This window comes from Streptomyces sp. SAS_281, from assembly GCF_052542855.1.
The window spans coordinates 35557-62312 of sequence record NZ_JBMNDO010000009.1; the positions used below are offsets into that span (position 1 = coordinate 35557).

The following is a 26756-nucleotide window of genomic DNA, read 5'->3' on the forward strand; positions in this document are numbered from 1 at the left end:
CCGGACATTGAAAGAGAAGGAAGAACCGGCATGTCCGCTCTCCAGACCCTCGCCGCCGGCGTCGAAATCAAGGGCAACCTCGGCTCGATCGGTTACGGCCTCGCCGCGATCGGCCCCGGCGTCGGCATCGGCATCATCTTCGGTAACGGCACCCAGGCGCTCGCCCGTCAGCCCGAGGCTGCCGGTCTCATCCGCGCCAACCAGATCCTCGGCTTCGCCTTCTGTGAGGCGCTCGCCCTGATCGGTCTGGTCATGCCGTTCGTCTACCCGACCTCCTGACCGGTCGCGAACAGCCCATTCGACGGAAGGCACTGACGTGAACCCCCTGGTTCAGCTCGCGGCGGAGGAAGCGGAAAACCCGCTCATTCCGCCGATCCCTGAGCTCGTCATTGGCCTCATCGCTTTCGTCATCGTCTTCGGCTTCCTCGCCAAGAAGCTCCTCCCGAACATCAACAAGGTTCTGGAAGAGCGCCGCGAGGCCATCGAAGGCGGTATCGAGAAGGCCGATGCGGCCCAGACCGAGGCCCAGAGCGTTCTTGAGCAGTACAAGGCTCAGCTCGCCGAGGCCCGCCACGAAGCCGCTCGTATGCGCCAGGAGGCGCAGGAGCAGGGCGCCGTGATCCTGCAGGAAATGCGTGCCGAGGGCCAGCGCCAGCGCGACGAGATCGTCGCCGCCGGCCACGCCCAGATCGAGGCCGACCGCAAGGCCGCCGCCGCCGCGCTGCGCCAGGACGTGGGCAAGCTCGCCACCGACCTGGCCGGCAAGCTCGTCGGTGAGTCCCTGGAGGACCACGCCCGGCAGAGTGGCACCGTCGACCGCTTCCTCGACGAGCTCGAAGCGAAGGCCGAGGCCGTCCGATGAACAGCGCGAGCCGCGAGGCACTGGCTGCCGCACGCGAGCGCCTCGACGCGCTGACCGACTCCACGTCGGTCGACGCGGCGAAGCTCGCCGAGGACCTGGCCGGCGTCACGGCGCTGCTGCACCGCGAGGTGTCGCTGCGCCGGGTCCTGACCGACCCGGCGCAGCCGGGCGAGGCCAGGGCCGAGCTGGCAGGCCGCCTGCTCGGCGGACAGGTGGGCGGCGAAGCCGTCGACCTGGTCTCCGGCATGGTCCGCTCGCGCTGGTCGCAGTCGCGTGACCTGGTCGACGCGGTCGAGGAGCTGGCGAACACCGCCGACCTCACCGCCGCCCAGCGCAACGGTGCCCTGGACGACGTCGAGGACGAACTCTTCCGGTTCGGCCGCATCGTCGCCTCGGACACCGCCCTGCGTGCCGCGCTCACCAGCCGGACCGCGACCCCCGCCGCCAAGGGCGAGCTGCTCCGCAGCCTGCTCGGCGGCAAGGCGCGGCCCGCCACCGAGCGCGTCATCGTGCGGCTTGTCACCCAGCCGCGTGGACGTAGCCTGGAAGCGGGACTCGACTCCCTCTCCAAGCTGGCCGCGGAGCGCCGGGAGCGCATGGTCGCGATCGTCACCTCCGCGGTGCCGCTCAGCGACCGGCAGAAGCACCGCCTGGGTGCCGCCCTGGCGAAGATCTACGGCCGCCAGATGCACCTGAACCTCGACGTGGACCCCTCGGTCCTCGGCGGGATCGCGGTGCGGGTCGGCGACGAGGTCATCAACGGCACCATCGCGGACCGCCTCGACGAGGCGACCCGCCGCATGGCCGGCTGACGCAAGCGCGGAGCAACAGAACAGAGCAAGACCAGCGGCCCGGTTGGGCCGTGCAGAAACTGCAGAAGATTCCTGGGGGTCGGCCCCCAGACCCCCTTAAGAAACTTCGGGCCCAACAAGGAGAGCAGGGAACCCAGATGGCGGAGCTCACGATCCGGCCGGAGGAGATCCGGGACGCGCTGGAGAACTTTGTCCAGTCGTACAAGCCGGACGCGGCCTCGCGCGAGGAGGTCGGTACGGTCAGCGTTGCCGGCGACGGCATCGCGAAGGTGGAGGGCCTGCCCTCCGCCATGGCGAACGAGCTGCTGAAGTTCGAGGACGGCACCCTCGGTCTCGCCCTCAACCTCGAGGAGCGCGAGATCGGTGCGATCGTCCTCGGCGAGTTCAGCGGCATCGAGGAGGGCCAGCCGGTGCAGCGCACCGGTGAGGTGCTCTCCGTCGGCGTCGGCGAGGGCTACCTCGGCCGCGTCGTCGACCCGCTCGGCAACCCGATCGACGGTCTCGGCGAGATCGCGACCGACGGCCGCCGCGCCCTCGAGCTGCAGGCCCCTGGCGTCATGGTCCGCAAGTCGGTGCACGAGCCGATGCAGACCGGCTACAAGGCCGTCGACGCCATGGTGCCGATCGGCCGCGGCCAGCGTCAGCTGATCATCGGCGACCGTCAGACGGGTAAGACCGCGCTGGCCGTCGACACGATCATCAACCAGCGCGACAACTGGCGCTCGGGCGACGTGAACAAGCAGGTGCGCTGCATCTACGTCGCCATCGGTCAGAAGGGCTCGACGATCGCCTCCGTGCGCGGCGCCCTCGAAGAGGCCGGTGCGCTGGAGTACACGACCATCGTCGCCGCCCCGGCGTCCGACCCGGCCGGCTTCAAGTACCTCGCGCCGTACACCGGCTCGGCCATCGGCCAGCACTGGATGTACCAGGGCAAGCACGTCCTGATCATCTTCGACGACCTCTCGAAGCAGGCCGACGCCTACCGTGCCGTCTCCCTGCTGCTGCGCCGTCCGCCGGGCCGTGAGGCGTACCCCGGCGACGTCTTCTACCTCCACTCGCGTCTGCTGGAGCGCTGCGCCAAGCTCTCCGACGACATGGGTGCCGGTTCGATGACGGGTCTCCCGATCGTCGAGACGAAGGCGAACGACGTGTCGGCGTTCATCCCGACCAACGTCATCTCCATCACCGACGGCCAGTGCTTCCTGGAGTCCGACCTGTTCAACGCCGGCCAGCGTCCGGCCCTGAACGTCGGTATCTCGGTCTCCCGCGTCGGTGGCTCCGCCCAGCACAAGGCCATGCGCCAGGTGTCCGGCCGGCTCCGCGTGGACCTCGCCCAGTACCGCGAGCTGGAGGCGTTCGCCGCCTTCGGTTCCGACCTGGACGCGGCCTCCAAGGCGTCGCTGGAGCGCGGTAAGCGCATGGTCGAGCTGCTGAAGCAGCCGCAGTACGCCCCGTTCCCGGTCGAGGAGCAGGTCGTCTCCGTCTGGGCCGGCACCAACGGCAAGATGGACGACGTCCCGGTCGAGGACATCCGCCGCTTCGAGACGGAGCTGCTGGAGTACCTGCGCCGCGAGCGCAAGGACCTCCTGACCAGCATCCGCGAGGGCGCCAAGATGTCCAACGACACGCTTGAGGCGATCGCCGACGCCGTCGCCGCGTTCAAGCAGCAGTTCGAGACCTCGGACGGCAAGCTCCTGGGCGAGGGCTGATCGATGGGCGCTCAGCTTCGCGTTTACAAGCGCCGCATCCGCTCCGTCACCGCCACGAAGAAGATCACCAAGGCGATGGAGATGATCGCCGCCTCGCGCATCGTCAAGGCGCAGCGCCAGGTGGCGGCGTCGACGCCGTACGCGACCGAGCTCACCCGCGCGGTGACCGCGGTGGCGACCGGCTCCACCACCAAGCACCCGCTGACCACCGAGGCCGAGTCCCCGGCCCGGGCCGCGATCCTGCTCATCACGAGCGACCGCGGTCTGGCCGGCGGTTACTCCTCCAACGCCATCAAGGCCGCGGAGAAGCTGACCGAGCGGCTGCGCGGTGAGGGCAAGGAGGTCGACACGTACGTGATCGGCCGCAAGGGTGTCGCCTACTACGGGTTCCGCGAGCGCAAGATCGCGGACTCGTGGACCGGCTTCACCGACAGCCCCACGTACGCGGATGCCAAGCGGGCGGCTGCCCCGCTCATCGAGGCGGTGTCCAAGGAGACCGCCGAGGGCGGCGTCGACGAGCTGCACATCGTCTTCACGGAGTTCGTGTCGATGATGACGCAGAACCCGGTCGACGACCGGATGCTGCCGCTCAGTCTCGGTGCCACGGAGCAGGAGACCGGCAAGGGCGAGATCCTGCCGCTCTTCGACTTCGAGCCGTCGGCGGAGGACGTCCTCGACGCCCTGCTTCCGCGGTACGTCGAGAGCCGTATCTACAACGCGCTGCTGCAGGCCGCTGCTTCCGAGCACGCCGCCCGCCGCCGCGCGATGAAGTCGGCCACCGACAACGCCGGTGAGCTCATCAAGACGCTTTCCCGGCTTGCCAACGCGGCCCGCCAGGCCGAAATCACCCAGGAAATCAGCGAGATCGTCGGTGGTGCCAGTGCGCTGGCCGACGCGACCGCGGGGAGTGACAAGTAATGACGACCACAGTTGAGACGGCCGTTGCCACGGGCCGCGTCGCCCGGGTCATCGGCCCGGTCGTCGACGTGGAGTTCCCCGTCGACGCGATGCCGGAGATCTACAACGCGCTGACCGTCGAGGTGGCCGACCCGGCCGAGGACGGCAAGCTCAAGACGCTGACGCTCGAGGTCGCCCAGCACCTCGGTGACGGCGTGATCCGCGCGATCTCGATGCAGCCGACCGACGGTCTGGTCCGCCAGGCCCCGGTCACCGACACGGGCACCGGCATCACGGTCCCCGTCGGCGACATCACCAAGGGCAAGGTGTTCAACACCCTTGGCCAGATCCTGAACAAGCCCGAGGCCGAGGCCGAGGTCACCGAGCGCTGGCCGATCCACCGCAAGGCGCCCAACTTCGACCAGCTCGAGTCCAAGACCGAGATGTTCGAGACCGGCGTCAAGGTCATCGACCTCCTCACCCCGTACGTCAAGGGTGGAAAGATCGGTCTGTTCGGTGGTGCCGGTGTCGGCAAGACCGTGCTGATCCAGGAGATGATCTACCGCGTCGCCAACAACCACGACGGTGTGTCGGTGTTCGCGGGCGTCGGTGAGCGCACCCGTGAGGGCAACGACCTCATCGAGGAGATGGCCGACTCCGGCGTCATCGACAAGACGGCGCTCGTCTTCGGCCAGATGGACGAGCCGCCGGGGACCCGTCTCCGCGTCGCCCTGGCCGGTCTGACCATGGCGGAGTACTTCCGCGATGTGCAGAAGCAGGACGTGCTCTTCTTCATCGACAACATCTTCCGGTACACCCAGGCCGGCTCCGAGGTGTCCACGCTGCTCGGCCGTATGCCGTCCGCGGTGGGTTACCAGCCGAACCTGGCCGACGAGATGGGTCTGCTCCAGGAGCGCATCACGTCGACCCGCGGTCACTCGATCACCTCGATGCAGGCGATCTACGTCCCCGCGGACGACCTGACCGACCCGGCGCCGGCGACCACCTTCGCCCACCTCGACGCGACGACGGTTCTCTCCCGTCCGATCTCCGAGAAGGGCATCTACCCGGCCGTGGACCCGCTGGACTCCACGTCCCGGATCCTGGACCCGCGGTACATCGCCGCGGACCACTACGAGGCCGCCATGCGCGTCAAGGGGATCCTCCAGAAGTACAAGGACCTCCAGGACATCATCGCGATCCTCGGTATCGACGAGCTGGGCGAGGAGGACAAGCTCGTTGTCCACCGTGCCCGTCGCGTCGAGCGCTTCCTGTCGCAGAACACCCACGTCGCCAAGCAGTTCACCGGCGTGGACGGTTCGGACGTTCCGCTCGACGAGTCGATCGCCGCGTTCAACTCGATCTGCGACGGTGAGTACGACCACTTCCCCGAGCAGGCGTTCTTCATGTGCGGTGGCATCGAGGACCTGAAGGCCAACGCCAAGGAGCTCGGCGTCTCCTGAGCCCCCGGCTCACCGAGGGGGGCGGGTGCGTCCCGTCCCCCTCACCACGCCCCGTAGAATTGACCCAACACCCGGCACGACCGCCGGGTGGTGACCCGAGGAGCCACCCTTGGCTGCTGAGCTGCACGTCGAGTTGGTCGCCGCGGACCGCAGTGTCTGGTCCGGCGAGGCCACCCTGGTCGTCGCGCGCACCACGTCCGGCGACATCGGCGTCATGCCCGGTCACCAGCCGCTTCTGGGTGTGCTGGAATCGGGCCCGGTGACGATCCGTACGAGCGAGGGCGCGACCGTTGTCGCCGCCGTGCACGGCGGTTTCATCTCGTTCGCCGACGACAAGCTGTCGCTTCTCGCGGAGATCGCGGAGCTTGCCGACGAGATCGACGTCGAGCGCGCCGAGCGTGCGCTCGAGCGGGCGAAGTCGGACACGGACGGCGCTTCCGAGCGGCGCGCCGAAGTACGACTGCGTGCGGTGGCGGCACCCTAGCCACCTCACGACATGGCTTTACCCTCAGCCGCGGCCCGTGCCGGAGACCCCTCCGGACCGTGTCGCGGCTGAGGCGATGCGGATGCAGATGACGTACGGACGGTAATCCGTTCACTCGACGACGCGAGGAGGTCGGTGGAGATGTACCTCGCGCTGTGGGTGGGCGGACTGGTCGTCGCACTGGTCGCGCTGGGGCTCTTCGTCTTCGGTCTGCGCCGGCGGCTGATTCAGCGCTCCGGCGGGACCTTCGACTGCAGCCTCCGGTGGAACGTATCCGAGGAACCGGACCTGTCGGGCAAGGGCTGGGTGTACGGCGTCGCCCGGTACAGCGGCGACAAGGTGAACTGGTTCCGGGTCTTCAGCTACTCGCCGCGTCCGCGCCGGGTCCTTGAGCGCTCCGCGATCGAGGTCGTGGCCCGCCGGATGCCGGAGGGCGAGGAGGAGCTGGCGCTGCTCTCCGACGCGATCGTGCTCGGCTGCCTCCACCGGGGCATCCGCCTGGAGCTGGCGATGAGCGAGGACGCGCTGACCGGCTTCCTCGCCTGGCTGGAGGCGGCCCCGCCCGGCCAGCGGGTCAACGTGGCCTGAGCCGCGTACCGCATGCGAAAACCGGGGAGACAGGGGGCGGACCTGTCTCCCCGGCGTCTTTCGGGGGCCGGGCCTCGGGTTACTTGAGGCCGGTGTTCATCGCGCTCACGAGTTCACCGTTGCTGGTGTCCCCGCTGAACTCCCAGAAGAACGCGCCTCCCAGGCCCTGGCTCTTCGCCCAGGCCATCTTGGACTTGATGGTGGCCGGGGTGTCGTAGCTCCACCAGTTGGTGCCGCAGTGGGCGTACGCGGTGCCGGCAATCGTGCCGGTCGTCGGGCAGGTGTTCTTGAGGACCTTGTAGTCCTCGATGCCCGCCTCGTACGTGCCCGGGGCGGCGCCGGTGGCGGTGCCGCCGGGCGCGTCCTGGGTGACGCCGGTCCAGCCGCGGCCGTAGAAGCCGATGCCGAGCAGCAGCTTGGACGCGGGTACGCCCTGGGTCTTCAGCTTGGCGATGGCGTCGGCGGAGTTGAAGCCGGCGATCGGGATGCCGGAGTACGAGTTCAGCGGGGAGTGCGGGGCGGTCGGGCCCTTCGCGTCCCAGGCGCCGAAGAAGTCGTACGTCATCACGTTGTACCAGTTGAGGGACTGCGCGGCGCCGGCGTAGTCCGCCAGGTCGATCTTGCCGCCCTGGGAGCCGTCCGCCGTGATGGCGGCGGTGACCAGGTAGTCCTTGCCGAACTTGGTGCGCAGCGCCGAGGTGAGCTTCTTCAGCGCGTCCGGGCCGCTGGTGTCACAGGTCAGGCCGCAGGCGTTGGGGTACTCCCAGTCGATGTCGATGCCGTCGAAGACATCGGCCCAGCGCGGGTCCTCGATCAGGCTGTAGCAGGAGTCGGCGAACGCGGCCGGGTTCTGGGCCGCCTGGCCGAAGCCGCCGGACCAGGTCCAGCCGCCGAAGGACCACAGCACCTTGATGTGGGGGTACTTCGCCTTCAGCTTGCGCAGCTGGTTGAAGCTGCCGCGCAGCGGCTGGTCCCAGGTGTCGGCGACGCCGTCGACGGACTGGTCGGCGGTGTACGCCTTGTCGTAGTCGGCGTAGGAGTCGCCGATGGTGCACTTGCCGCCCTGGACGTTGCCGAAGGCGTAGTTGATGTGCGTGATCTTCGCGGCCGAACCGGACGTGTCCAGGTTCTTGACGTGGTAGTTGCGTCCGTAGACACCCCACTCGGCGAAGTAGCCGAGGTTGACCTTGTCGCCGGTCTCGTTGCCGCCGTCGTCACCGCCGCCGGTGGTGTGGACCTTGACCGCGCCGCTGACCGGACCGGTCTGGTCGGCCGTGTCCCGCGCCCGCACGCTGTACGAGTAGTCCGTGCCCGCGGTGAGGCCGGTGTTCGTGTACGTGGTGCCGGTGACCGTGGCGACGACCGCGCCGTCCCGCAGGACGTCGTAGTTCTTGACGCCCTTGTCGTCGGTGGCCGCGGTCCAGCTGAGCTTCACCGAGGTGTCGGTGATGCCGCTCGCCGTGGGGGTGCCCGGCGCCGAGGGGGCGTTGTCGCCGGGAACCGTGGGGCCGCCGTCGCAGGAGGCGCCGTTCAGCGTGCAGTTGGCGGCGGCGCCGCCCCCGGAGCCGGTGCCGTTGAAGCCGAAGGAGACGCTGGCGCCGGGTGCGACGGTGCCGTTCCAGCCGACGTTCTTGGCGGTCCAGTGGTTGCCCGTGTGGGTGACGGTGGCGTCCCAGGCGGAGCCGACCGCCGTGCCGCTGGGGAAGTCCCACTCGATGGTCCAGGAGCTGAGGGAGGTGGTGCCGGTGTTCTTCACCGTCCACTGGCCCTCGAATCCGGTGCCCCAGTCGGACTTCTTGAGGTACGTGGCCGTGGCGGAGGTCGCCGCCTCGGCGGGGGAGGCCAAGCCGACCATGGCGGCGAGGGGAAGGAGCAGCGCGGAAAGGCCCGCGACGGCTCTGGTTCTGGTGGCTCGACCGGACCCGAGTCTGAATCGGGTCCGGCGGGGGGTCTCAGTGCTCAACGGTGCTCCTCGGGTGAGGTCCGGACATACGGGGTGGTCCGTGAACTGCAACCCTGCGCCGCCCTGAACCCGCTTTTGTCATGGCAGGTTCACCGCAGTGTGTGTTCGGTGAGATTAAGAAGGTCTGGACCAATCGTCAAGAGGTCCAGACCAAAGATCACGGCCGTCCGCGAATAAACCTCAGACGCCCAACTCCTGTGCCAGCACGGCCGCCTGGACTCGGCTGCGCAGCCCCAGCTTCCCCAGCAACCGGCTGACGTGCGTCTTCGCCGTCGCCTCGGCCATGGAGAGCCGGTCGGCGATCTCCGCGTTCGACAACCCCTCGCCGAGGCACCCGAGCACCTCGCGCTCCCGCCGGGTCAGCGCCTCCAGCACCGAGGCGTCCGGGGCCTCCACGGCCCGTACGGCGGTGGCCCCCGCGAACTCCGCGATCAGCCGCCGCGTCACGGCCGGTGCGATCAGCCCCTCGCCGCGCGCCACCGTGCGCACCGCGTCGAGAAGCCCCGCCGCCTCGGTGTCCTTCAGCAGGAACCCGGAGGCCCCCGCCCGCAGCGCCCCGAACACGTACGCGTCCAGGTCGAACGTGGTCAGCACCAGCACGTCCGCCAGCCCCTCGCCGGTCACCTGGCGGGTGGCCGAAACGCCGTCCAGACGCGGCATCTGCACGTCCATCAGCACCAGGTCCGGCCGCAGCTCCCGGGCCAGCCGCACCGCCTCCTCGCCGTCCCCGGCCTCCCCGACGACCTCGATGTCCGGCGCGCTGCCCAGGATGAGCACCAGACCCGCCCGTACCGCCGTCTGGTCCTCCGCGACCAGTACTCGGATCGTCATGAACCCACTTCTCCCTCGTCCACGGGCAGCTCCGCCCGTACCCGCCAGATCCCGTCCTCCGGCCCCGCCGCGAACTCCCCGCCGAGCAGCGCCGCCCGTTCCCGCATCCCCACCAGACCGGCCCCCGACCCCGGCGCGCGCGGCCCCGGCCCGCCGCCGAGCACGCTGTCCACCTCCACCGTCAGCCGCCGCCCCGCCTGCCCGAGCCGCACCGCGACCCGGCCCGGCGCCGCGTGCTTGAGCGCGTTGGTGAGGGACTCCTGCACGATGCGGTACGCGGCGAGCTCGACGGGCGCCGGCAGGGGCTCGGAGCCCGTCCTGGTGTCCTCCAGGACGCAGGTCAGCCCGCCGTCCGCAGCGGCGGCCCGGTGCTGCTCGATCAGCGCGTCCAGCGAGCCGAGCGTCGGCGAACTGCTCGGCTCCGGATCGGCCGCCCCGGTCCGCAGGAGCCCGATCAGGCGGCGCATTTCGGCCAGACCCTCGACGCTGTTCTCCCGGATCACCCCGAGGGCGGTGCGGGAGGTCTCCGGGTCGCCGATGGAGAGCGCGGCGGTGGAGTGGATCGCGATCGCGGACAGGTGGTTGGCGACCAGGTCGTGCAGCTCGCGCGCCATCCGGGCCCGCTCGGCGGTGACCGCCTGGGTGCGGTCCATCTCGGCGAGCAGGGCGGTCTGGTCGGCGCGCAGCCGGGCTGCCTCGGCGGCGTCCCGGTGGTTGCGGACGCTGACCCCGGTGAGGGCGGGCACGAAGACGACGAGGGCGGTGACGATGCCGGTGAGCAGGGCCTCGGGGCTGCGGAACCAGGCGAGCGAGCCGATGGTGACGACGAGGGAGACCAGGAAGGTGGCCACCGGGATGCGGCGGGCGGCCGTCGGGCTTCCGTAGAGCACCGCGGCGTACATGACGTCGGTGTACATCGCCACGGTGGCCAGATTGCCGTGGGTGCACTGGTCCGCGAGGAGTGCGACGGTGCCGACGCCCAGAGCGGTGCGCGGCGAGGCCCTGCGCAGCAGCTCCGCCGCCGACATCACGACGAGCGGGACCAGCGGGAGGCGCGTGTCCCCAAGGACGTCACCGGTCCGCATGTAGAGGTCGAGCAGCCAGAGGACCAGCCCGCCGAGCAGCCCGAGGGCCGCGATGAGCACGTCGTCGCGGTGCGGGCGGGGCAGGGAGGAAGTCGGCACTACATCGAAGTATGCAGTCGGGTTTCGTCACCTGGGCCGACGATCCTGGCCCGCGCGGCGGCCAGGCTGGAAGGGAGCGAAAAGGAGCGGACCCGTGATCGTCACATTGATCGTCGCCTGCGAGATCGCCTTCTGGGTGCTGCTGGCCGCCGGCCTGGCGCTGCGCTACGGGGCGCGCAGGCCGCGCCTGGGCGCCGCGGTGCTGCTGTGCGAGCCGGTGCTGGAACTCGTCCTGCTCGCGGTGACCGCCGTGGACCTGAAGAACGGCGCCGAGCCGGACTGGAAGCACGGGCTCGCCGCGGTGTACATCGGCTTCACGGTCGGCCTCGGGCACTCGACCATCAAGTGGGCCGACGCCCGCGTCGCCCACCGGTTCGCCGGTGGCCCGCCGCCGGTGAAGCCGCCGAAGTACGGGAAGGCGCGGGCGGTGTACGAGTGGAAGACCGCCGCCCGCTGGACCGTGGCCGCCGCCACCGCGCTGGCCCTGCTCCAGGCGGCCGTCCGGTACGTGGGCGGTGACGGGGACGTGAGCTCGCTGCGGTCCTGGCAGCGGACGATGCTGCTGGTGATCGGGATCAACCTGGTGATCGCGGCGAGCTACACGCTGTTCCCGAAGAAGGAGCCCCGCAAGGACCCGGCCGTACGCTGAGCCGCGTCGCTCAGCGCTCTCCGCCCGGCACCCACAGCACGTCGCCGACCTCCTTGTTCGCCACCCGGGCCAGGATGAACAGCAGGTCCGAGAGGCGGTTGAGGTAGGTCGCCGTCAGCGCGTTCATCACCTCGCCGTGCACCTCCATCGCGGCCCAGGTGGAGCGCTCGGCGCGGCGGACCACGGTGCACGCCTGGTGGAGCAGCGCGGCGCCCGGCGTGCCGCCCGGAAGGATGAAGCTGCGGAGCTTCTCCACCTGCTCCAGGTAGTGGTCGCAGTCGGCCTCCAGCTTGTCGACGTACGACTGCTCCACCCGCAGCGGCGGGTACTTCGGGTCCTCGACCACCGGCGTGGACAGGTCCGCGCCCACGTCGAACAGGTCGTTCTGGACGCGGACGAGGACCTTCACGACGTCCGCGTCCAGCTGCCCGAGGGCGATCGCGGTGCCGATGACCGCGTTGGCCTCGTTGGCGTCGGCGTAGGCGGAGATCCGCATATCGGTCTTGGCGGTGCGGCTCATGTCGCCGAGGGCGGTGGTGCCGGTGTCGCCGGTACGGGTGTAGATGCGCGTCAGATTGACCATGCGGCCAGCCTAGTTAGGCCCCGGCCTTCCGGAAGACACCTGTGCCCACCGTCACGGCCGACGCCGCGAAGCCCAGGGCGACCAGGACCCCGTACAGCATGTGCGCGGTGGCGTACGAGCCCGCGTACGCGTCCCGTACCGCGTCCACCAGGTAGCGGAACGGCGTGAAGTGCGAGAGGACGTCCAGCCACTTCGGGCCGAGTGTCATCGGCAGCATCAGGCCGGACAGCAGCATGGCGGGCATGGTGAGCGAGTTGACGACGGGCCCGAACTCCTGCGGCGTCGAGACCCGCATCGCGAGCGCGTACGAGAGCGAGGCCAGTGAGACGGTCAGCAGGCCGACGAAGGCGAAGCCGATCAGCACCCCGGCCAGCGGTGCCCGCAGCCCCATCAGTACGGCGACGAGCACCAGCAGCACCGCCTGGAACACGAACAGCAGCGCGTCCCGCAGCACCCGCCCCAGCAGCAGCGCCGCCCGGCTCACCGGGGTCACCCGCATCCGCTCGACCACCCCGGTCGACTTGTCGATGATGAGGCCGAATCCGGCGAACGAGGCGCCGAACAGGCCGAGCTGGAGCAGCAGGCCGGGCACCAGGATCTGCCAGGAATCGGTGTCCCCGCCGAGCGGCAGCCCGGTGAGCAGCGGGCCGAAGAAGAGCAGGTAGAGCAGGGGCATCAGGATGCCGAAGAGGATCTGGAACCTGGAGCGCAGGGTCTGGCGGGCGTAACGCCCGAAGATCAGCGCGGTGTCGTGCAGCAGCATGGCGTTCCTGAGGGGATCAGACCGCGAGGGGAGCGGTGTCGGCGGCGGGGGTGCGTCCGGTGAGGGCCAGGAAGGCGTCCTGGAGCGTGGCGTCGGGCGAACCCGCGTACCGGGTCCTGAGGGCGGCCGGGGTGCCCTCCGCCGCCACCAGGCCGCCGTCGACGACGACGAGCCGGTCGGCCAGCGCGTCCGCCTCGTCCAGGTAGTGCGTGGTGAGCACCACGGTGGTGCCGTGCGCGTCGCGCAGGCGGCGCACCAGGTCCCAGAGGTCGGCGCGGCTGCCCGGGTCGAGCCCGGTGGTCGGCTCGTCCAGGAAGAGCACGGCCGGACGGTGGGTGAGCCCCATGGCGATGTCCAGGCGGCGGCGCTGGCCGCCGGAGAGGGTCGTGGTCCGCCGGTCGAGCAGGTCCGACAGGCCCAGTTCCCCGGCGAGTTCGACGGCCCGGGCGACCGCCGCCGCCTTGCCGAGCCGGTACATCCGGCCCTGGGTGACCAGCTCCTCCCGCACGGTGGTGTGCGGGTCGACCCCGCCCGACTGGGCGACGTAACCGCACTGCGCGCGTACACCCGCCGGGTCGGCGACCAGGTCGCGGCCGGCGACGGTGGCCGCGCCGCCGGTGGGGGCGAGCAGCGTGGTGAGCATGCGCAGGGTGGTCGTCTTGCCTGCGCCGTTGGGGCCGAGCAGGCCGACGATCTCGCCGGCCGCGACGGTCAGGTCGAGGCAGCGGACGGCCTCGACGGGGCCGGACGTGCCCGTGAAGGTCCGGGCGAGCCCGGACGTACTGATGATGGTCATGCGCCCCACGAAAACAGAGTCACTGCAAAAATGCAATGACTCCAAATTTAAAGGAACCCCAGGCGATCTACGATGGACCCATGGCTGAGGGACTCAGGGAGCGCAAGAAGCGGCAGACCAGGCAGCACCTCTCGGACGTGGCCACCGGCCTGTTCCTGGAGCGGGGCTTCGACGCGGTGACGATCGCCGAGATCGCCCACGCCGCCGACGTCTCGGTCAACACCGTGTACAACTACTTTCCCGCCAAGGAGGACCTGTTCCTGGACCGGAGCGCGGGGGTCGTGGAGCGCCTCTCGCGGTACGTCAGGGGCCGCGACAGGGGCGAGTCCGCCGCCGACGCCGTGCTGCGGGAGCTGCGCGTCCAGGTCGAGAGCGTGTCGCCCACCGTCGGTCTGATGGAGGGGTACGCGCGCTTCATGGGGGTCATCGAGGAGGCCGACAGCCTCAAGGCCCGCCTCTGGCACATCCAGCAGGAGGCCGCGCGGCACCTGGAGGCCACCCTCCTGGAGGAGAGCGCCGCCGGGGCGGGGGACCGCACGCCGGTCCTGGTGGCCGGTCAGCTCTCCTGGGTCCACAGCACGCTCATGGCGTACATCGGGCAGGAGATGGTGGCGGGCGGCAAGCCCGCCGAGGTGTCCCGGGACGCGCTCGTCCTGCTGGACGACATCGAGGACCTGCTGGGCGAAAGGGTGCTCAACTACGCCCGGCGCGCCGCCGAATGACGCCCCCCGGTGTGATGTCCGTCATTTGAGACGTGACGCGCATCTCTTCGCGGCCCCAGCGCCCGCCCCGGGTACTAACCTCCGCCGAAGGGCATGGACCAGAACCAGCGACAACATGTACAGAGGGGTGCCAACGTGGCCAGGAAGCTCGCCGTCATCGGAGCCGGACTCATGGGGTCCGGCATCGCGCAGGTCTCCGCGCAGGCCGGCTGGGACGTGGTGCTGCGCGACGTCACCGACGAGGCCCTGACCCGAGGCCGCGACGGCATCAAGGGCTCCTTCGACAGGTTCGTCTCCAAGGGCAGGCTGGACGCCGCCGACGCCGAGGCCGCGCTCGGCCGGATCACCACGACCACCGACCTCGACGCCGTCGCCGACGCGGACATCGTGGTCGAGGCCGTCTTCGAGAAGCTGGAGGTGAAGCACGAGATCTTCCGGTCGCTCGACAAGATCGTCCGGGACGACACCGTGCTCGCCTCCAACACCTCCGCCATCCCGATCACCAAGATCGCGGCCGTGACGGAGCGCCCGGAGCGCGTGGTCGGCGTCCACTTCTTCTCGCCGGTTCCGATGATGCAGCTCTGCGAACTCGTACGCGGCTACAAGACCAGCGACGAAACCCTCGCCGCCGCGCGCGAGTTCGCCGAGTCCGTCGGCAAGACCTGCATCGTCGTCAACCGCGACGTGGCCGGCTTCGTCACCACCCGGCTGATCTCGGCGCTCGTGGTCGAGGCCGCCAAGCTGTACGAGTCGGGCGTCGCCACGGCCGAGGACATCGATGTCGCGTGCAAGCTCGGTTTCGGCCACGCGATGGGTCCGCTCGCGACCGCGGACCTCACCGGCGTCGACATCCTGCTGCACGCCACGAACAACATCTACACCGAGTCGCAGGACGAGAAGTTCGCCGCCCCGGAGCTGATGCGCCGGATGGTCGATGCAGGTGACATCGGGCGCAAGAGCGGGCAGGGCTTCTACACCTACTGATCATTTTCGGTCCGGTCCGGCTGATTCGCTGTCAGCCTGGCCGGGTGCCGTTCGGGGGAACGCCGTCCGGACCCACCGGATCCATCAGCGTTCGCGGCCGTCCCGCATCACTCTGCGGAGTGAATTCGGTATCGGTTCGCTTACAGACGGCAACTACCCTGTCGCTGGCACAGTCAGTTGGGGCAGAGACAGTTTCGGACAGACGGACCGGGCCACGGAGCATTCCAGGGGAGCGCATATGCACATCAGGGGCGACCACGCCGAGCTGGTCGTCGGGGGCCGCCTCGACGTCCGAAGCGCGGCGGACGCCCGTACGGTCCTGCACTCGGCCCTGGACGACGGCGTCGGCGATCTGGTGCTCGACCTGACCGAGCTGGATTCGTGGGACGCCACCGGGCTGGGCGTCATCATGGGCGCACACCGCAGGGCCGGGCGCGCCGGACGGCGCCTCGTGCTGCGCGGCGTGCCTCCGCAGATGCAACGCCTGCTGGTGGCCACCCGGCTGCACCGCATCCTCGCCATCGAGGGCGGGATCGCGGCGGAGTCCCTGCCCCGCGTCTGAAGGGCGTACGGGGACACCCCGTGCCCCCTCGGTGACCGTACGGCGAGAAGGCACACAATCCTCACGAGACCGTGATCTCGGGGCGGCGCGCCACCCCGGATGGTCGTGGATACTGTGCGAAGGTTTAGGGTTCGGCCGTCTGCCGATTGACGGACCCGACCCGGCGGACACCGGACCGTGGGCGGCATCTGGACGTGCGAGGCCGGGAGGGACAACCGCGCTCGACGCGTCTTGGGGGCTTTGGCGATGGACCCGATACACCGGGGGCCGGAAGAGTTCGGCGATGACAGCAGGGACTTCTCCGAGGAGGCCGGCCGGCGCCGCCCTTCGCGCGATCCGCTGACCCCGGATTTCGGTCAGCAAACACCGCAGCAGGCCCGGATGGTCACCCTGGTCGCCGGCGACCTGACGCTCACCGTCAACCCCGTCGACGGCAGCGAGGTCGAGCCGTGCCCGCCCGGTGAGCGGCCCGCCGCCCCCGTGCGCCGCACCCCCGCGGAGCGCACCGCCCGCGCCCGCGCCGCGGCGCCCCCCGTGCCGCCCGGCCCGCCCGTCCCCCGGCTGCCGCTGCTGCGGCGCGACGAGGAACGCGAACGGCTGACCCGCCTCCTCGCCCGCGGCCGCTCCGTCCGGCTCACCGGACCGGCGGGTTCCGGCCGTACCGCCCTGCTCGACGCCGTCGCCGCCGACTGCGCGGACTTCGCGCCCGACGGGGTCGTCCGACTCAGCGGCCACAAGCGCACCACCACCGACCTGCTGTACGCGCTCTTCGACGCCGTCCACGACGCCCCCCTGCACCGGCCGGACCGGGCGCTCCTGCTGGAGACGCTGCGCTCCACCGGCGCCGTCGTCGTCCTGGACGACCTGGAGCTCGGCGGCGCCGCCCTGGACGAACTGCTCGACGCGACCCCCGAGTGCGCCTTCCTGCTCGCCGCGACGCCCGAGGCCCCCGCGCCCCACGCCGACTCCGCCCTCGAAGAGGTCTTCCTCACCGGCCTCGACCGCGCCACCTCCGCGGACCTGATGGGCCGGGTGGTCGAACGGCAGCTCACCGAGGAGGAGGCCAACTGGGCCGGAGACCTCTGGTTCGAGTCCGAGGGCCTGCCCCTGCGCTTCGTCCAGGCCGGTGCGCTGCTGCGCCAGCGCGACCAGCTGCGCACCGACGCCGGCGTGTACGACGAGTACGGCTATCTGGAGAACCGGCCCGCCGACGCGCCGCCCGCGCCCGAGGCGGCCGGGGAGTCCGATGTGCCGCTGCCCAGCCTCGGCGAGGGCGCGGCGCCCGCGGCCCTGCTCGCCTCCCGGCTGAGCGACGCCGCCCGTGACACGCTGCGGTTCGCGGTGGCCCTCGGCGGTGAGGTGCCGCACCAGGCCCATCTGCCCGCGCTCGTCGGGGACACCCATGCCGACGCCGCCCTCGGCGAGCTGGCCGGCTGCGGGCTGCTCTCCCCGTCCGGCTCCCGTTACCGGCTGGCCGCCGGGGTCCTGGCCCAGCTGACGGCCGCCGGCTACGAGGACGGCGCCGCCGAGCGGGCCCGCACCGCCGCCCAGCACTACGCCTGGTGGACCGGGCACCCCTCGGTCACCCCCGAGCGGGCGACCGCCGAGGCCGACGCGATCATCGCCGCGATGGGCCGGCTGGTGCCGGGGGAGGGGGCCGGAGGGACGAGCACCGCCGTGCTCCTCGCCCGCAGCGCGGCGCCCGCCTTCGCGGCCGGGCTGCACTGGGGGGCCTGGGAGCGGGCCCTGCGGATCGGCCAGGAGGCCGGCCGGCTCGCCGGTGAGGTCGCGGAAGAGGCGTACTTCCACCACGAGTTGGGCGTCCTCGCGCTCTGCACCGGTCACCCCGACCGGGCCAGGGCCGAGCTGGAGACCGCCATCAGCATGCGCGGGGCGCTCGCCGACAAGAGCGGCGCGGTGTCCGGGCGGCGTGCCCTCGCCCTGGTCGAGGACCGGGCCGGGGGCGGGCCGGTGGCGGCGGAGGACGGGGCGTTCGCCGCGTCGCCGCCGCTGGGGGTGCCCACCGTCGTCCCGGTCTCGATGACGAGCGCGTTCGCCGACACCGCCGTGGTGCCCCGGCAGGAGCCGGTGACGGTGCTCGCGCCTGCGGCGGGCGGCGGCAAGGGTGCGGCGAGGGGCGGGCCGCTGGCCCTCATCGGCGGGGCCCGGCGCAACCTGGTCGCCGCCGGGGCCGGGGTGCTGCTGGCCGGAGTCCTCGGCACCGTGGTGACGCTCGGCCTGACGTCGAGCAGCGACCCGCAGGGCGGGGCCGGTACGTCGACCGAGCAGGAGGTGCCGGACGACGACGGCGTCTACGACGCGGATGTGGAGACCGGGGAGCCGGCGGACGGGCCGTCCACGAGCGGGGCGCCTTCGGGGTCCGCGTCCTCGTCGGCGTCGGCGTCGGCGTCGGTGACGCCCGGGCCCACGGGGAGCGGGACGGCGCCGGCCGACGGGGTATCGCCCTCGGCGACGTCCTCGGCGCCGGACACGCCGTCGTCCCCGGGGTCGCCGTCGTCGCCCCGCGCGACGGAGTCGTCGCCGAAGCCCACGTCGGCCTCGCCGACGCCCACGAAGACGGCCACCACTCCTACGCCGACGGAGACCGGGACGGACTCCCCGACCCCGGAGGAACCGGACCCGGAAGAGCCGCCCACGAAGCCGGATACGCCGGAGCAGGCGAGCGACAGCCCGTCGGGGGCGTAGTCCGCGACGGCGCCGCTCCCCGGCCCGAGGGTTCCGTCCTCAACCGCCGGACGGGCTTGAGGAGCCCGCCCACCGCTCAGAACAAGCGCAGCTTGTCGTCCTCGATGCCGCGCATCGCGTCGTAGTCCAGGACCACGCAGCCGATGCCGCGGTCCGTGGCCAGGACGCGGGCCTGCGGCTTGATCTCCTGGGCGGCGAAGATGCCCTTGACCGGGGCCAGGTGCGGGTCGCGGTTGAGGAGTTCCAGGTAACGCGTCAGCTGCTCGACGCCGTCGATGTCGCCGCGCCGCTTCAGCTCGACGGCCACCGTCTGCCCGTCCGCGTCGCGGCACAGGATGTCGACCGGGCCGATGGCCGTGAAGTACTCGCGGCGGATCAGCGTGTAGCCCTCGCCCAGGGTCTCGATGCGGTCCGCGAGCAGTTCCTGGAGGTGCGCCTCGACGCCGTCCTTGATCAGCCCCGGATCGACGCCCAGTTCATGGCTTGAGTCGTGGAGGATTTCCTCCATAGTGATGATCAGTTTTTCGCCCGCCTTGTTCACCACGGTCCAGACGCCCTCGGTGTCGCCGCTGCCCTCCTTCAGAGTGCAGGGCGGCGACATCCAGTTGAGCGGTTTGTACGCCCTGTCGTCGGCGTGAATCGACACGCTCCCGTCCGCCTTCACCAGGATGAGGCGGGGAGCGGAGGGCAGGTGGGCCGTGAGCCGGCCCGCGTAATCCACGGAGCAGCGGGCGATGACGAGACGCATGGTCGGCAACGCTACTCGACAACGAGGGCCCGGCGCGATTCACCCATGCGTCACTCCCGTCCCTTCCGGAGTTGACGCTTTCTGTCTTGCCCCTCTTTGAACCCCTTCGTTATTGGCCGGTTGTGTTCCCAATCTCCTGGTGCGGCCTGGACTGCGCCCTTACCGTGGAAGCGGGAGGTCGCCGTGCGTGCACGCTGCGTCGTCGTCGGCCTTCTTCCCTGCCCGTAAGGCTCCGGTAATCCGCTGGGGCCGCGAGAGGAGAACCCATGTCGCTCGACGTCTCACCGGCTCTGTTGGAACAGGCCGAGCGAGGCGAGGTCGACGAAGCCGACTTCGTCGACTGCGTCCGGACCTCCCTGCCCTACGCATGGGAGATGATCAGCTCGTTGGTGGCTCAGCTGAAGGTCGACGGTGGGGAGTTCGCCGACAACCAGACGCCGCCGCCCAATGAGCAGGCACGTGGTCAGCTGCTGCGCGCGCTCGCGAGTGATGCGATACGCGGAGCGCTGCAGCGGCACTTCGGGGTGCGTCTCGCATTCCAGAACTGCCACCGCGTCGCGGTGTTCCCGCTGGACGCCTCGGTCGACGACCGACTGGCCAAGTTCACCTCGGTGAGGGGCCAGTTGCTCAACCAGTCGCCCGAACTACGGGACTGCTGAACGCTTCAGCCGCCGTTCCGGGCCGCGGGAGGTGCAACTGGTCCGGGGCGGCGGCTCCGTGCGCACGCCGCCGTACACCCCTTCGGCCGTGCGCGGGGGTCATTCGAGGAGTGGCCGTACCTCCGTGCCCAGCCGCGCTACGTTCTCCTCCGTGGCGACGAGATCTCCGGAACCCTCCACCAGGAGCGCGAAGCGGGTGATGCCCGTGCGCTCGGCGGTGACGGCGAGGCGCTCGGCCGCGAGCTCCGGCGTGCCCACGGGATGAAGGCCGCACAGCAGTTCCGCGTACCCGACGGGGTCCCGCATCACGCGGTGCCGGCCGTCCACCGTCACATGCGCGTCCAGCCCCTGGCGCAGCCAGCCCGGCATCGCCTTCACCAGCGTCTCGACGGCGTCCTCGGTGCGGTCGGCGATCTGGGCGACCCCGGCCGACACATGCCCCGCCCCACGCACCTTCTCCGGCGCATGGCCGGCCGCCAGCGCGCGGGACCGCCAGAGCGCCACCATCTCCGCCTTGTCCTGGTCACCGCAGTGCATGCCGAGCAGCATCGGCAGGCCCCGGTCGGCGGCGAGCTCCACGGTCCGGCGCGAGGTGCAGGCGACGATCACCTCCGGACCGGCCCCCTCGGCGCCGTCCGCGCCGATCAGCTCGTCGGCCCGGGGGACGACCGCGACCTCGCGGAAGCCGTACCGCTCGCCCCGGCCCGCCACGCGCGGCTCGCGCAGCCAGTCGAGCAGGAGCCCCAGGGACTCCGGGAACCCCTTCTCGTACGCCTCCAGGCCGCCGCCGAACACCTCCAGGTCCACCCACGGCCCGCCCCGGCCGACCCCGAGGCTGAACCGGCCGCCGCTGGTCAGATGGAGCAGCGCGGCCTGCTCGCCGAGTGCCACCGGGTGCTGCGTGGGCAGCACGCTCACCGCCGTACCGACGCGGATGCGGCGGGTCCGGCCGAGCAGCTGCGCGGCCAGGGTGACGGCGGACGGGCACACCCCGTACGGCACGAAGTGATGTTCGGCCAGCCAGACCGAGTCGAGCCCGGACTCCTCGGCGACCTCGGCGGACCGGATGGCGCGGTGCAGCGCTTCCCCCGGTCCCTGGCCCGGAAACTGGGCCGCCAGTACGAACGTTCCGACACGCATCGCCAATTGCCTCCTTGCGGCCGACGCGGCTCTCCCCTACTGGCAACAACGTCTGACACGTGCCAAAGGCACGGTCCGGCACGGAGTTGTTGCGATTTTCCGGTAACCCGTCGCGCCCCGGGCCATGAACGGCGGGTACCCCGCCCGATTGGCCCTAGGCTGGATGACACCTGCCCAGCCCGTTCCGTGAGGTGAAAACGTGTCCCCGCGCCGCAACCGCCCCCGAGGCGGCGAGAGCCGCAACGACAGCGCGAGCGAGTCGGGCGACCGGTACGGCGGGGGAGGGCGTACGGAGGAGTGGCGGGGCGAGGAGTGGTCGGTGCGCCCGGTCAGCGGCGCGAGCGCGGCCGGAAAGCGCTACCGCTGCCCCGGCTGCGACCAGGAGATCCCGTCCGGAGTGCCGCATCTGGTGGCCTGGTCCGAGTACAGCGGGGTCGACGACCGCAGGCACTGGCACAAAGCCTGCTGGAACGCGAGGGACCGCCGCACCACGAAGGTGCAGCGGTCCCGGAACGCGCCGCGTTATTAGAGCGCGGCCTCAGACGTCGCGCTGGTTCATCGACAGGTACGCCCCGCCCATGGCGACCGCCGTCACACCGAGGATGATCCACAGCGGCTCCCAGCCGGACGGGCCTCCGGACGACGTGACCGAGTTGTCGTAGAAGACGCTCAGCTGGTTGGGGATCGAGTACTCCAGCAGCTTCTCCTGGAGCGTCGAAAGCGACGACGCGAACATGAAGATGGCCAGCACGAGCGGCAGCAGCACCACGCCGATCATCAGCGTGATCGCCCCGGCCGAGTGCCGGATCAGCGCGCCGACCGCGAGCGCCAGCAGCCCCAGCGTCGCCACGTAGAGCCCGACGCCGACCGTGGCGCGCAGCCACTCCTCGCCGCTCGGCGACGCCCCGTCCAGCATGGACGACTGGATCAGGGCGACCACGGACGTCATCACCGTGGTGAGGACGAAGGTGAGCAGGAAGAAGACGAGCGCCTTGGCGCCGAGCACCCGGCCCCGGCTCGGGCAGGCCGTCAGCGTCGTACGGATCATGCCGGTGCCGTACTCCGACGCGATCGTCATCACGCCGAGCGTGATCACGCAGATCGTGCCGAGCAGCACCCCGAAGAAGCCGAGGCTCAGGACCGGGGTGTCGTTCAGCTCCGCGTCGGACGCGGAGACGGCGACGGCCGCGAGCACCCCGATGACCAGCAGCAGCGCGGTCATGACGCCGAGCGTCCACATGGTCGAGCGGACGGACCGGATCTTGGTCCACTCCGAGGCGATCGCGTCCCCGAGCGTCGCGGGGCGCTGCGGGATCGGCGAGGTGTAGTACCCCTGCGGCTGCGGGTACGCCTGCTGCGGCGCGGGCTGCTGGTACGGCGCCTGCGGCGTCGGCGGCGTGGTCATCGGGGGTCCTCGCTGGTCTCGCGCTTGGTCAGGTCTGCGGGGGCGGGGGCCTCGGCGGGCGCCGCCGGGGCGGGAGCGGGGGCGGCGGGCGCCGGGGCCTGGGCCGGGGGCGCGGGCGTCTGGGCCGGGGGCGCCGGCGCCTGGGCCGCGGGCGCGGGCGTCTGGGCCGGCGCGACGGCCGCGTACGGGTTCTGTCCGGGCGGCGGCGGGGCGTACCAGCCCTGCTGCGGCACGTCCGGCGCGGGCTGCTGCGGCGGCGGGGCGTACCCCGGCTGCTGCCCGTAGCCGGGATGCGGCGGCTGCTGCTGGAGGTGGGCCCGCTGGTCGACCGTCGAACGGTAGTCCACGGCGCCCTGCGTCATCCGCATGTACGCCTCCTCCAGCGACGCCTGGTGCGGCGAGAGCTCCCACAGCCGGACGTCCGACTCATGGGCCAGGTCGCTGATCCGGGGGAGCGCCAGACCGGTGACGCGCAGAGCGCCGTCCGGCTCCGACAGGACCCGGCCGCCCGCCTCGGTGAGTGTGGTGGTCAGCTTCTCCCGCTGCTCCGGCGTCTCGTCCGGGACGCGGACCCGGGCGAAGTCGGCCGAGTTGGCCGAGATGAAGTCCTTCACGCTCATGTCGGCCATCAGCTGGCCGCGCCCGATCACGATCAGGTGGTCGGCGGTGAGGGCCATCTCGCTCATCAGGTGCGAGGAGACGAAGACCGTGCGGCCCTCGGACGCCAGCATCTTCATCAGATTGCGGACCCAGAGGATGCCCTCCGGGTCGAGGCCGTTGACCGGCTCGTCGAACAGCAGCACCTGCGGGTCACCGAGCAGCGCCGCCGCGATGCCCAGACGCTGCCCCATGCCCAGCGAGAAACCCTTGGAGCGTTTACGGGCCACTTCCCGGAGGCCGACGACGCCCAGCACCTCGTCCACCCGGGCCTCCGGGATGCCGGCCAGCTGGGCGAGCGAGAGCAGGTGGTTGTGGGCGCTGCGCCCGCCGTGCACCGCCTTGGCGTCGAGCAGGGCGCCGACCTGGCGGGGCGCGTTCGGCAGGTTCCGGAACTCGTGGCCGCCGATGGTGACCCGGCCGGCCGTCGGCCGGTCCAGGCCGAGGATCATGCGCATGGTGGTCGACTTGCCGGACCCGTTGGGACCGAGGAACCCGGTGACGGCACCCGGCCGCACCTGGAAGGAAAGGTTGTACACGGCCGTCTTCGCGCCATAGCGCTTGGTCAGGCCGACTGCCTCGATCATGCTCCAGCCCCATCGACTTATCTGTCGTCGGGGCACACGCCGTCCGGCCGTACGCCCCCGTAAGAGTTAGGAGGATATCCACGCCTTGACGGTTCCGCCCAAGCCGTTACGGGGGTGAGTCCCGGGCCGCCCCTGCGCACTGGCTCTCAGGCGTCCCGCTTCTTGAGTACGAGGAAGCCGCCGAGCACCGCGGCCGCCACCCAGCCCACCATGATCAGCAGGCCGGCCCAGGGCCCGTACGGCGCCGGGTCGCTGTTCATCGCGTCCGGCACCACCTGCATGATCTTGCGGCCGGCCTGGTCCGGGAAGTACTGGGCGACCTTCTTGGCGCCCGGCACCGCCGAGAGGATCTGCGAGACCAGGAAGAAGAACGGCATCAGGATGCCCAGCGACAGCATGGAGCTGCGCAGCATCGCCGCCACCCCCATGGAGAACAGCGCGATCAGGCCCATGTAGAGGCCGCCGCCGACGACCGCGCGCAGCACGTTGTCCGCGCCGATGTCCGTCCCGTGGTCGCCCAGCAGCGCCTGGCCCAGGAAGAACGTGACGAAGCTGGTGACCAGACCGACCACCAGCGCGAGGACCCCGGCCACCAGCATCTTGCTGAACAGGAACGTCGCCCGCCGCGGCACGGCCGCCAGCGAGGTGCGGATCATGCCGGAGCTGTACTCCGTACCGACGACGAGCACCCCGAACACCACCATCGCCAGCTGGCCGAGGATCATCCCGGAGAAGCTGATGAACGTGGGGTCGAAGGTGATCCGCTCCTCCGGCTTGAGGTCGTCGAACTGCGCGTTCATCACCGCGCACAGGGCCGCGCCCATCGCCACGGTGACCACGAACGCCGCGATCAGCGTCCAGGTGGTGGAGGAGACCGTGCGGATCTTGGTCCATTCGGAGGTCAGGACCGCGGGGACCGAAGCCATCGTCACGCCCCCTCTCCGCCGCCGGGCCGCTGGACCCAGCCCTCGCCCCACCCCTGGCCCTCGGGCGGTGGTGCGCCGCCGCCCGGCCCCGAGTGCGCGTGGTACTCGACCGCGCCCGCCGTCATCTGCATGAACGCCTCCTCCAGCGACGCCCGCTGGGCGCTCAGCTCGTGCAGCGTGATCGCGTGCCGGGCGGCCAGCTCGCCCAGGTCCTCGGTGGTGGCGCCGTCCACCTCCAGCACACCGCCCTCCGCCTCGACGGCGACGACGCCCTCCTGGTGCAGCACATCGCGCAGCCGCTCCTGCTGCGGGGAGCGCAGCCGGACGTAACTGCGGGAGTTCTCCTGGATGAAGCCGGCCATCGACGTGTCCGCGAGCAGCCTGCCCTGGCCGATCACGATCAGATGGTCGGCGGTCAGCGCCATCTCGCTCATCAGGTGCGAGGAGACGAAGATCGTCCGGCCCTGCGCGGCGAGCGTCTTCATCAGGTTGCGGATCCAGTGGATGCCCTCGGGGTCGAGGCCGTTGACCGGCTCGTCGAACATCAGGATCCGGGGATCACCGAGCAGCGCCGACGCGATGCCCAGGCGCTGGCCCATGCCGAGCGAGAACCCCTTGGACTTCTTCCTCGCCACCGCGGTCAGGCCCACGGTCTCCAGCACCTCCGCCACCCGCTGTTCGGGAATGCGGTTGCTCTGCGCCAGACAGAGCAGGTTGTTGTACGCGCTGCGCCCGCCGTGCATCGCCTTGGCGTCCAGGAGAGCCCCGATGTACTTCAGCGGCTCCTCGAGTTCGCGGTAGTGCTTGCCGTCGATCCGCACGGAACCGCTGGTCGGGTTGTCGAGATCGAGCATCATCCGCATCGTGGTGGACTTGCCCGCCCCGTTGGGGCCCAGAAAACCCGTCACCATTCCCGGTTTGATCACGCACGACAACTGGTCGACGGCGACCTTGTTCCCGTACCGCTTCGTGAGGCCATCGAGCTCGATCATGCGTTCACGCTAGAACGGCCGCGTGCCCGGCGCCACCACAAGGGCGGAACCGGGCACGCGGGTACGGCAAGCGGAATCAGCGCGTCTGCTGGGCCGGGACACCGCGCGAGGCGGGCTCCTCGTCGGCGGGGGTGCCGGCGGCGGCCACCGCCGCACCGGTCAGCGTCGCCAGCATCTCGCGGACGTTGGTCAGCTGCGCGTTGATCGAGTCGCGGCGGTTGGTGAGGGCCGCGAGCTCGCGCTCCGACTCGCTGCGGATGCGGTCGGCCTTCGCGTTGGCGTCCGCCACGATGTCCTCGGACTGGCGCTGCGCGGTCTCCACCGTCTGGCGGGCCCGGCGCTCGGCGTCCGTACGCAGCTTCTCGGCCTCCAGACGAAGCTGCTCGGCGCGGTGCTCGATCTCGGCGAGGCGCTTCTCGGCCTTGGCCTGGCGGGACGCGAGGTCGCGCTCCGACTGGTCGCGGCGCTTGGCGAGGTTGGTCTCGAAGTCCGCGGCGGCCTGGGCGGCCTTGGCGCGGGTCTCCTCGAAGAGGGCGTCGGCCTCCTCCCGCTTCTGCGCCGCGTCCTTCTGCGCGTCGGTGCGCAGCGCGGTGGCCTCACCCTTGGCCTTGTCGACGATGCGGACGCCGTCGTCCTCGGCCTTGGCCTTGCGCTCGGCGGCGAACGTCTCGGCGTCGTTGCGCACCTGCTGGGCGGCGGACTCGGCGAGCTCGCGGTGCTGCTCGGCGGCGCGACGGGCCTCCTCGCGCAGGTCCTTCGCCTCCTCCTCGGCCAGGCGGAGGATCTTCTCCACACGCGCGCCGAGACCCGCGTACGACGGCTCCGCGTCGTTCACCTGGGCCTGGGCGTTCTGCGTTTCGAGGTGCAGTTCCTCGATGCGCTTTTCCAGCGATGTGATGCGGGCGAGAGCACTATCACGGTCGGCGACGAGCTTGGTAATGCGGTCATCCACCTGACCGCGGTCGTAACCACGCCGCACGAGTTCGAAGCCGAAGGGGGAGGAAGGGTCACTCATGGGGTTCCTGTCGAAGTGAGACCGGTGAGGTGATAGAGGGAATCCTAGGGGCCGAAACGGCGTGTCATC

At 70.9% G+C, this 26756-nt stretch carries 28 protein-coding genes; 15 read left to right on the forward strand and 13 right to left on the reverse strand.

Annotated elements, in window-relative coordinates; translation table 11 throughout:
- Positions 1-30 precede the first annotated feature (30 nt).
- The 8 genes from atpE to ACN6LM_RS05730 all read left to right on the forward strand — a co-directional run bounded on the left by atpE (position 31) and on the right by ACN6LM_RS05730 (position 6815).
- Positions 31-279 carry an ATP synthase F0 subunit C gene (atpE, locus tag ACN6LM_RS05695; RefSeq protein WP_018102636.1) on the forward strand — a complete coding sequence of 83 codons (249 nt, stop codon included), beginning with the start codon at positions 31-33 and terminating at the stop codon, positions 277-279.
- A gap of 37 nt (positions 280-316) precedes the next feature.
- Positions 317-862 (forward strand): F0F1 ATP synthase subunit B, encoded by a 546-nt coding sequence (locus ACN6LM_RS05700; RefSeq protein WP_018102635.1) that lies wholly within the window; start codon positions 317-319, stop codon positions 860-862.
- Positions 859-1674 (forward strand): F0F1 ATP synthase subunit delta, encoded by an 816-nt coding sequence (locus ACN6LM_RS05705; protein WP_445064158.1) that lies wholly within the window; start codon positions 859-861, stop codon positions 1672-1674. The genes ACN6LM_RS05700 and ACN6LM_RS05705 overlap by 4 nt, the downstream gene beginning before the upstream one ends.
- 137 nt (positions 1675-1811) lie before the next feature.
- Positions 1812-3383 (forward strand): F0F1 ATP synthase subunit alpha, encoded by a 1572-nt coding sequence (atpA, locus tag ACN6LM_RS05710; protein WP_018102633.1) that lies wholly within the window; start codon positions 1812-1814, stop codon positions 3381-3383.
- A gap of 3 nt (positions 3384-3386) precedes the next feature.
- Positions 3387-4301 carry a F0F1 ATP synthase subunit gamma gene (locus tag ACN6LM_RS05715; RefSeq protein ID WP_164399147.1) on the forward strand — a complete coding sequence of 305 codons (915 nt, stop codon included), beginning with the start codon at positions 3387-3389 and terminating at the stop codon, positions 4299-4301.
- Entirely contained in the window at positions 4301-5743 is a 1443-nt protein-coding gene (gene atpD / locus ACN6LM_RS05720) for a F0F1 ATP synthase subunit beta (RefSeq protein ID WP_330313744.1), read from the forward strand. Before ACN6LM_RS05715 ends, atpD begins: the two co-directional genes overlap by 1 nt.
- 109 nt (positions 5744-5852) lie before the next feature.
- A complete protein-coding gene (locus tag ACN6LM_RS05725; protein WP_445064159.1) occupies positions 5853-6227 on the forward strand; it encodes a F0F1 ATP synthase subunit epsilon in 375 nt (124 codons plus the stop codon).
- Positions 6228-6368: 141 nt separating this feature from the next.
- Positions 6369-6815, forward strand: coding sequence for a DUF2550 domain-containing protein (locus ACN6LM_RS05730; protein ID WP_445064203.1), 447 nt, complete (start codon positions 6369-6371; stop codon positions 6813-6815).
- Positions 6816-6894: 79 nt separating this feature from the next.
- Here the strand turns inward: ACN6LM_RS05730 and ACN6LM_RS05735 are convergent, their stop codons facing one another.
- The 3 genes from ACN6LM_RS05735 to ACN6LM_RS05745 form a co-directional block, all read right to left on the reverse strand.
- Positions 6895-8778, reverse strand: coding sequence for a glycosyl hydrolase family 18 protein (locus ACN6LM_RS05735; protein WP_445064160.1), 1884 nt, complete (start codon positions 8776-8778; stop codon positions 6895-6897).
- A 180-nt stretch (positions 8779-8958) separates the two neighbouring features.
- Positions 8959-9609, reverse strand: a complete 651-nt coding sequence (locus ACN6LM_RS05740) for a response regulator (protein WP_445064161.1) — start codon at positions 9607-9609, stop codon at positions 8959-8961.
- Positions 9606-10793 (reverse strand): sensor histidine kinase, encoded by a 1188-nt coding sequence (locus ACN6LM_RS05745; RefSeq protein ID WP_445064162.1) that lies wholly within the window; start codon positions 10791-10793, stop codon positions 9606-9608. The genes ACN6LM_RS05740 and ACN6LM_RS05745 overlap by 4 nt, the downstream gene beginning before the upstream one ends.
- 94 nt (positions 10794-10887) lie before the next feature.
- Here ACN6LM_RS05745 and ACN6LM_RS05750 point away from each other — a divergent pair, with 94 nt between their 5' ends.
- Positions 10888-11442 (forward strand): hypothetical protein, encoded by a 555-nt coding sequence (locus ACN6LM_RS05750; protein WP_445064163.1) that lies wholly within the window; start codon positions 10888-10890, stop codon positions 11440-11442.
- Positions 11443-11452: 10 nt separating this feature from the next.
- On the opposite strand, the gene ACN6LM_RS05755 is transcribed toward ACN6LM_RS05750, so the two are convergent.
- Genes ACN6LM_RS05755 through ACN6LM_RS05765 form a run of 3 tightly spaced genes read right to left on the reverse strand, consistent with a single transcriptional unit; the run spans position 11453 to position 13584 of the window.
- Complete coding sequence (locus tag ACN6LM_RS05755; RefSeq protein ID WP_445064164.1) at positions 11453-12025, reverse strand: cob(I)yrinic acid a,c-diamide adenosyltransferase; 573 nt, start codon at positions 12023-12025, stop codon at positions 11453-11455.
- Between the two features lie 13 nt (positions 12026-12038).
- A complete protein-coding gene (locus tag ACN6LM_RS05760; protein ID WP_445064165.1) occupies positions 12039-12788 on the reverse strand; it encodes an ABC transporter permease in 750 nt (249 codons plus the stop codon).
- A 16-nt stretch (positions 12789-12804) separates the two neighbouring features.
- Positions 12805-13584 (reverse strand): ABC transporter ATP-binding protein, encoded by a 780-nt coding sequence (locus ACN6LM_RS05765; protein ID WP_445064166.1) that lies wholly within the window; start codon positions 13582-13584, stop codon positions 12805-12807.
- Positions 13585-13664: 80 nt separating this feature from the next.
- Here ACN6LM_RS05765 and ACN6LM_RS05770 point away from each other — a divergent pair, with 80 nt between their 5' ends.
- From ACN6LM_RS05770 to ACN6LM_RS05785, 4 genes are all read left to right on the forward strand, one after another.
- On the forward strand, positions 13665-14306 hold the full coding sequence (locus tag ACN6LM_RS05770) for a TetR/AcrR family transcriptional regulator (RefSeq protein ID WP_445064167.1): 642 nt from the start codon (positions 13665-13667) through the stop codon (positions 14304-14306).
- Between the two features lie 135 nt (positions 14307-14441).
- A complete protein-coding gene (locus tag ACN6LM_RS05775; protein WP_445064168.1) occupies positions 14442-15290 on the forward strand; it encodes a 3-hydroxyacyl-CoA dehydrogenase family protein in 849 nt (282 codons plus the stop codon).
- Between the two features lie 238 nt (positions 15291-15528).
- The gene (locus ACN6LM_RS05780) at positions 15529-15852 is read left to right on the forward strand and encodes an STAS domain-containing protein (protein ID WP_018102617.1); all 324 of its coding nucleotides are present in this window, start codon (positions 15529-15531) and stop codon (positions 15850-15852) included.
- A 246-nt stretch (positions 15853-16098) separates the two neighbouring features.
- Entirely contained in the window at positions 16099-18558 is a 2460-nt protein-coding gene (locus ACN6LM_RS05785; RefSeq protein ID WP_445064169.1) for an ATP-binding protein, read from the forward strand.
- Between the two features lie 76 nt (positions 18559-18634).
- Here the strand turns inward: ACN6LM_RS05785 and nucS are convergent, their stop codons facing one another.
- Positions 18635-19306 (reverse strand): endonuclease NucS, encoded by a 672-nt coding sequence (gene nucS, locus ACN6LM_RS05790; protein WP_018550058.1) that lies wholly within the window; start codon positions 19304-19306, stop codon positions 18635-18637.
- 266 nt (positions 19307-19572) lie between these two features.
- On the opposite strand from nucS, the gene ACN6LM_RS05795 reads away from it, so the two are divergent.
- Positions 19573-19965: an SCO5389 family protein gene (locus ACN6LM_RS05795; protein ID WP_018102614.1), complete on the forward strand. Its 393-nt coding sequence runs from the start codon at positions 19573-19575 to the stop codon at positions 19963-19965.
- A gap of 99 nt (positions 19966-20064) precedes the next feature.
- On the opposite strand, the gene ACN6LM_RS05800 is transcribed toward ACN6LM_RS05795, so the two are convergent.
- Positions 20065-21105 (reverse strand): LLM class flavin-dependent oxidoreductase, encoded by a 1041-nt coding sequence (locus ACN6LM_RS05800; protein WP_445064170.1) that lies wholly within the window; start codon positions 21103-21105, stop codon positions 20065-20067.
- Between the two features lie 199 nt (positions 21106-21304).
- On the opposite strand from ACN6LM_RS05800, the gene ACN6LM_RS05805 reads away from it, so the two are divergent.
- The gene (locus ACN6LM_RS05805) at positions 21305-21634 is read left to right on the forward strand and encodes an ATP/GTP-binding protein (RefSeq protein ID WP_445064171.1); all 330 of its coding nucleotides are present in this window, start codon (positions 21305-21307) and stop codon (positions 21632-21634) included.
- 9 nt (positions 21635-21643) lie between these two features.
- On the opposite strand, the gene ACN6LM_RS05810 is transcribed toward ACN6LM_RS05805, so the two are convergent.
- The 5 genes from ACN6LM_RS05810 to ACN6LM_RS05830 all read right to left on the reverse strand — a co-directional run bounded on the left by ACN6LM_RS05810 (position 21644) and on the right by ACN6LM_RS05830 (position 26687).
- Positions 21644-22510, reverse strand: coding sequence for an ABC transporter permease (locus ACN6LM_RS05810; protein WP_445064172.1), 867 nt, complete (start codon positions 22508-22510; stop codon positions 21644-21646).
- Complete coding sequence (locus ACN6LM_RS05815; protein WP_445064173.1) at positions 22507-23754, reverse strand: ABC transporter ATP-binding protein; 1248 nt, start codon at positions 23752-23754, stop codon at positions 22507-22509. Before ACN6LM_RS05815 ends, ACN6LM_RS05810 begins: the two co-directional genes overlap by 4 nt.
- Positions 23755-23900: 146 nt before the next feature.
- A complete protein-coding gene (locus ACN6LM_RS05820) occupies positions 23901-24680 on the reverse strand; it encodes an ABC transporter permease subunit (protein WP_445064174.1) in 780 nt (259 codons plus the stop codon).
- 2 nt (positions 24681-24682) lie between these two features.
- Entirely contained in the window at positions 24683-25672 is a 990-nt protein-coding gene (locus ACN6LM_RS05825; RefSeq protein WP_445064175.1) for an ATP-binding cassette domain-containing protein, read from the reverse strand.
- A gap of 76 nt (positions 25673-25748) precedes the next feature.
- A complete protein-coding gene (locus ACN6LM_RS05830) occupies positions 25749-26687 on the reverse strand; it encodes a cellulose-binding protein (protein ID WP_445064176.1) in 939 nt (312 codons plus the stop codon).
- Positions 26688-26756 lie beyond the last annotated feature (69 nt).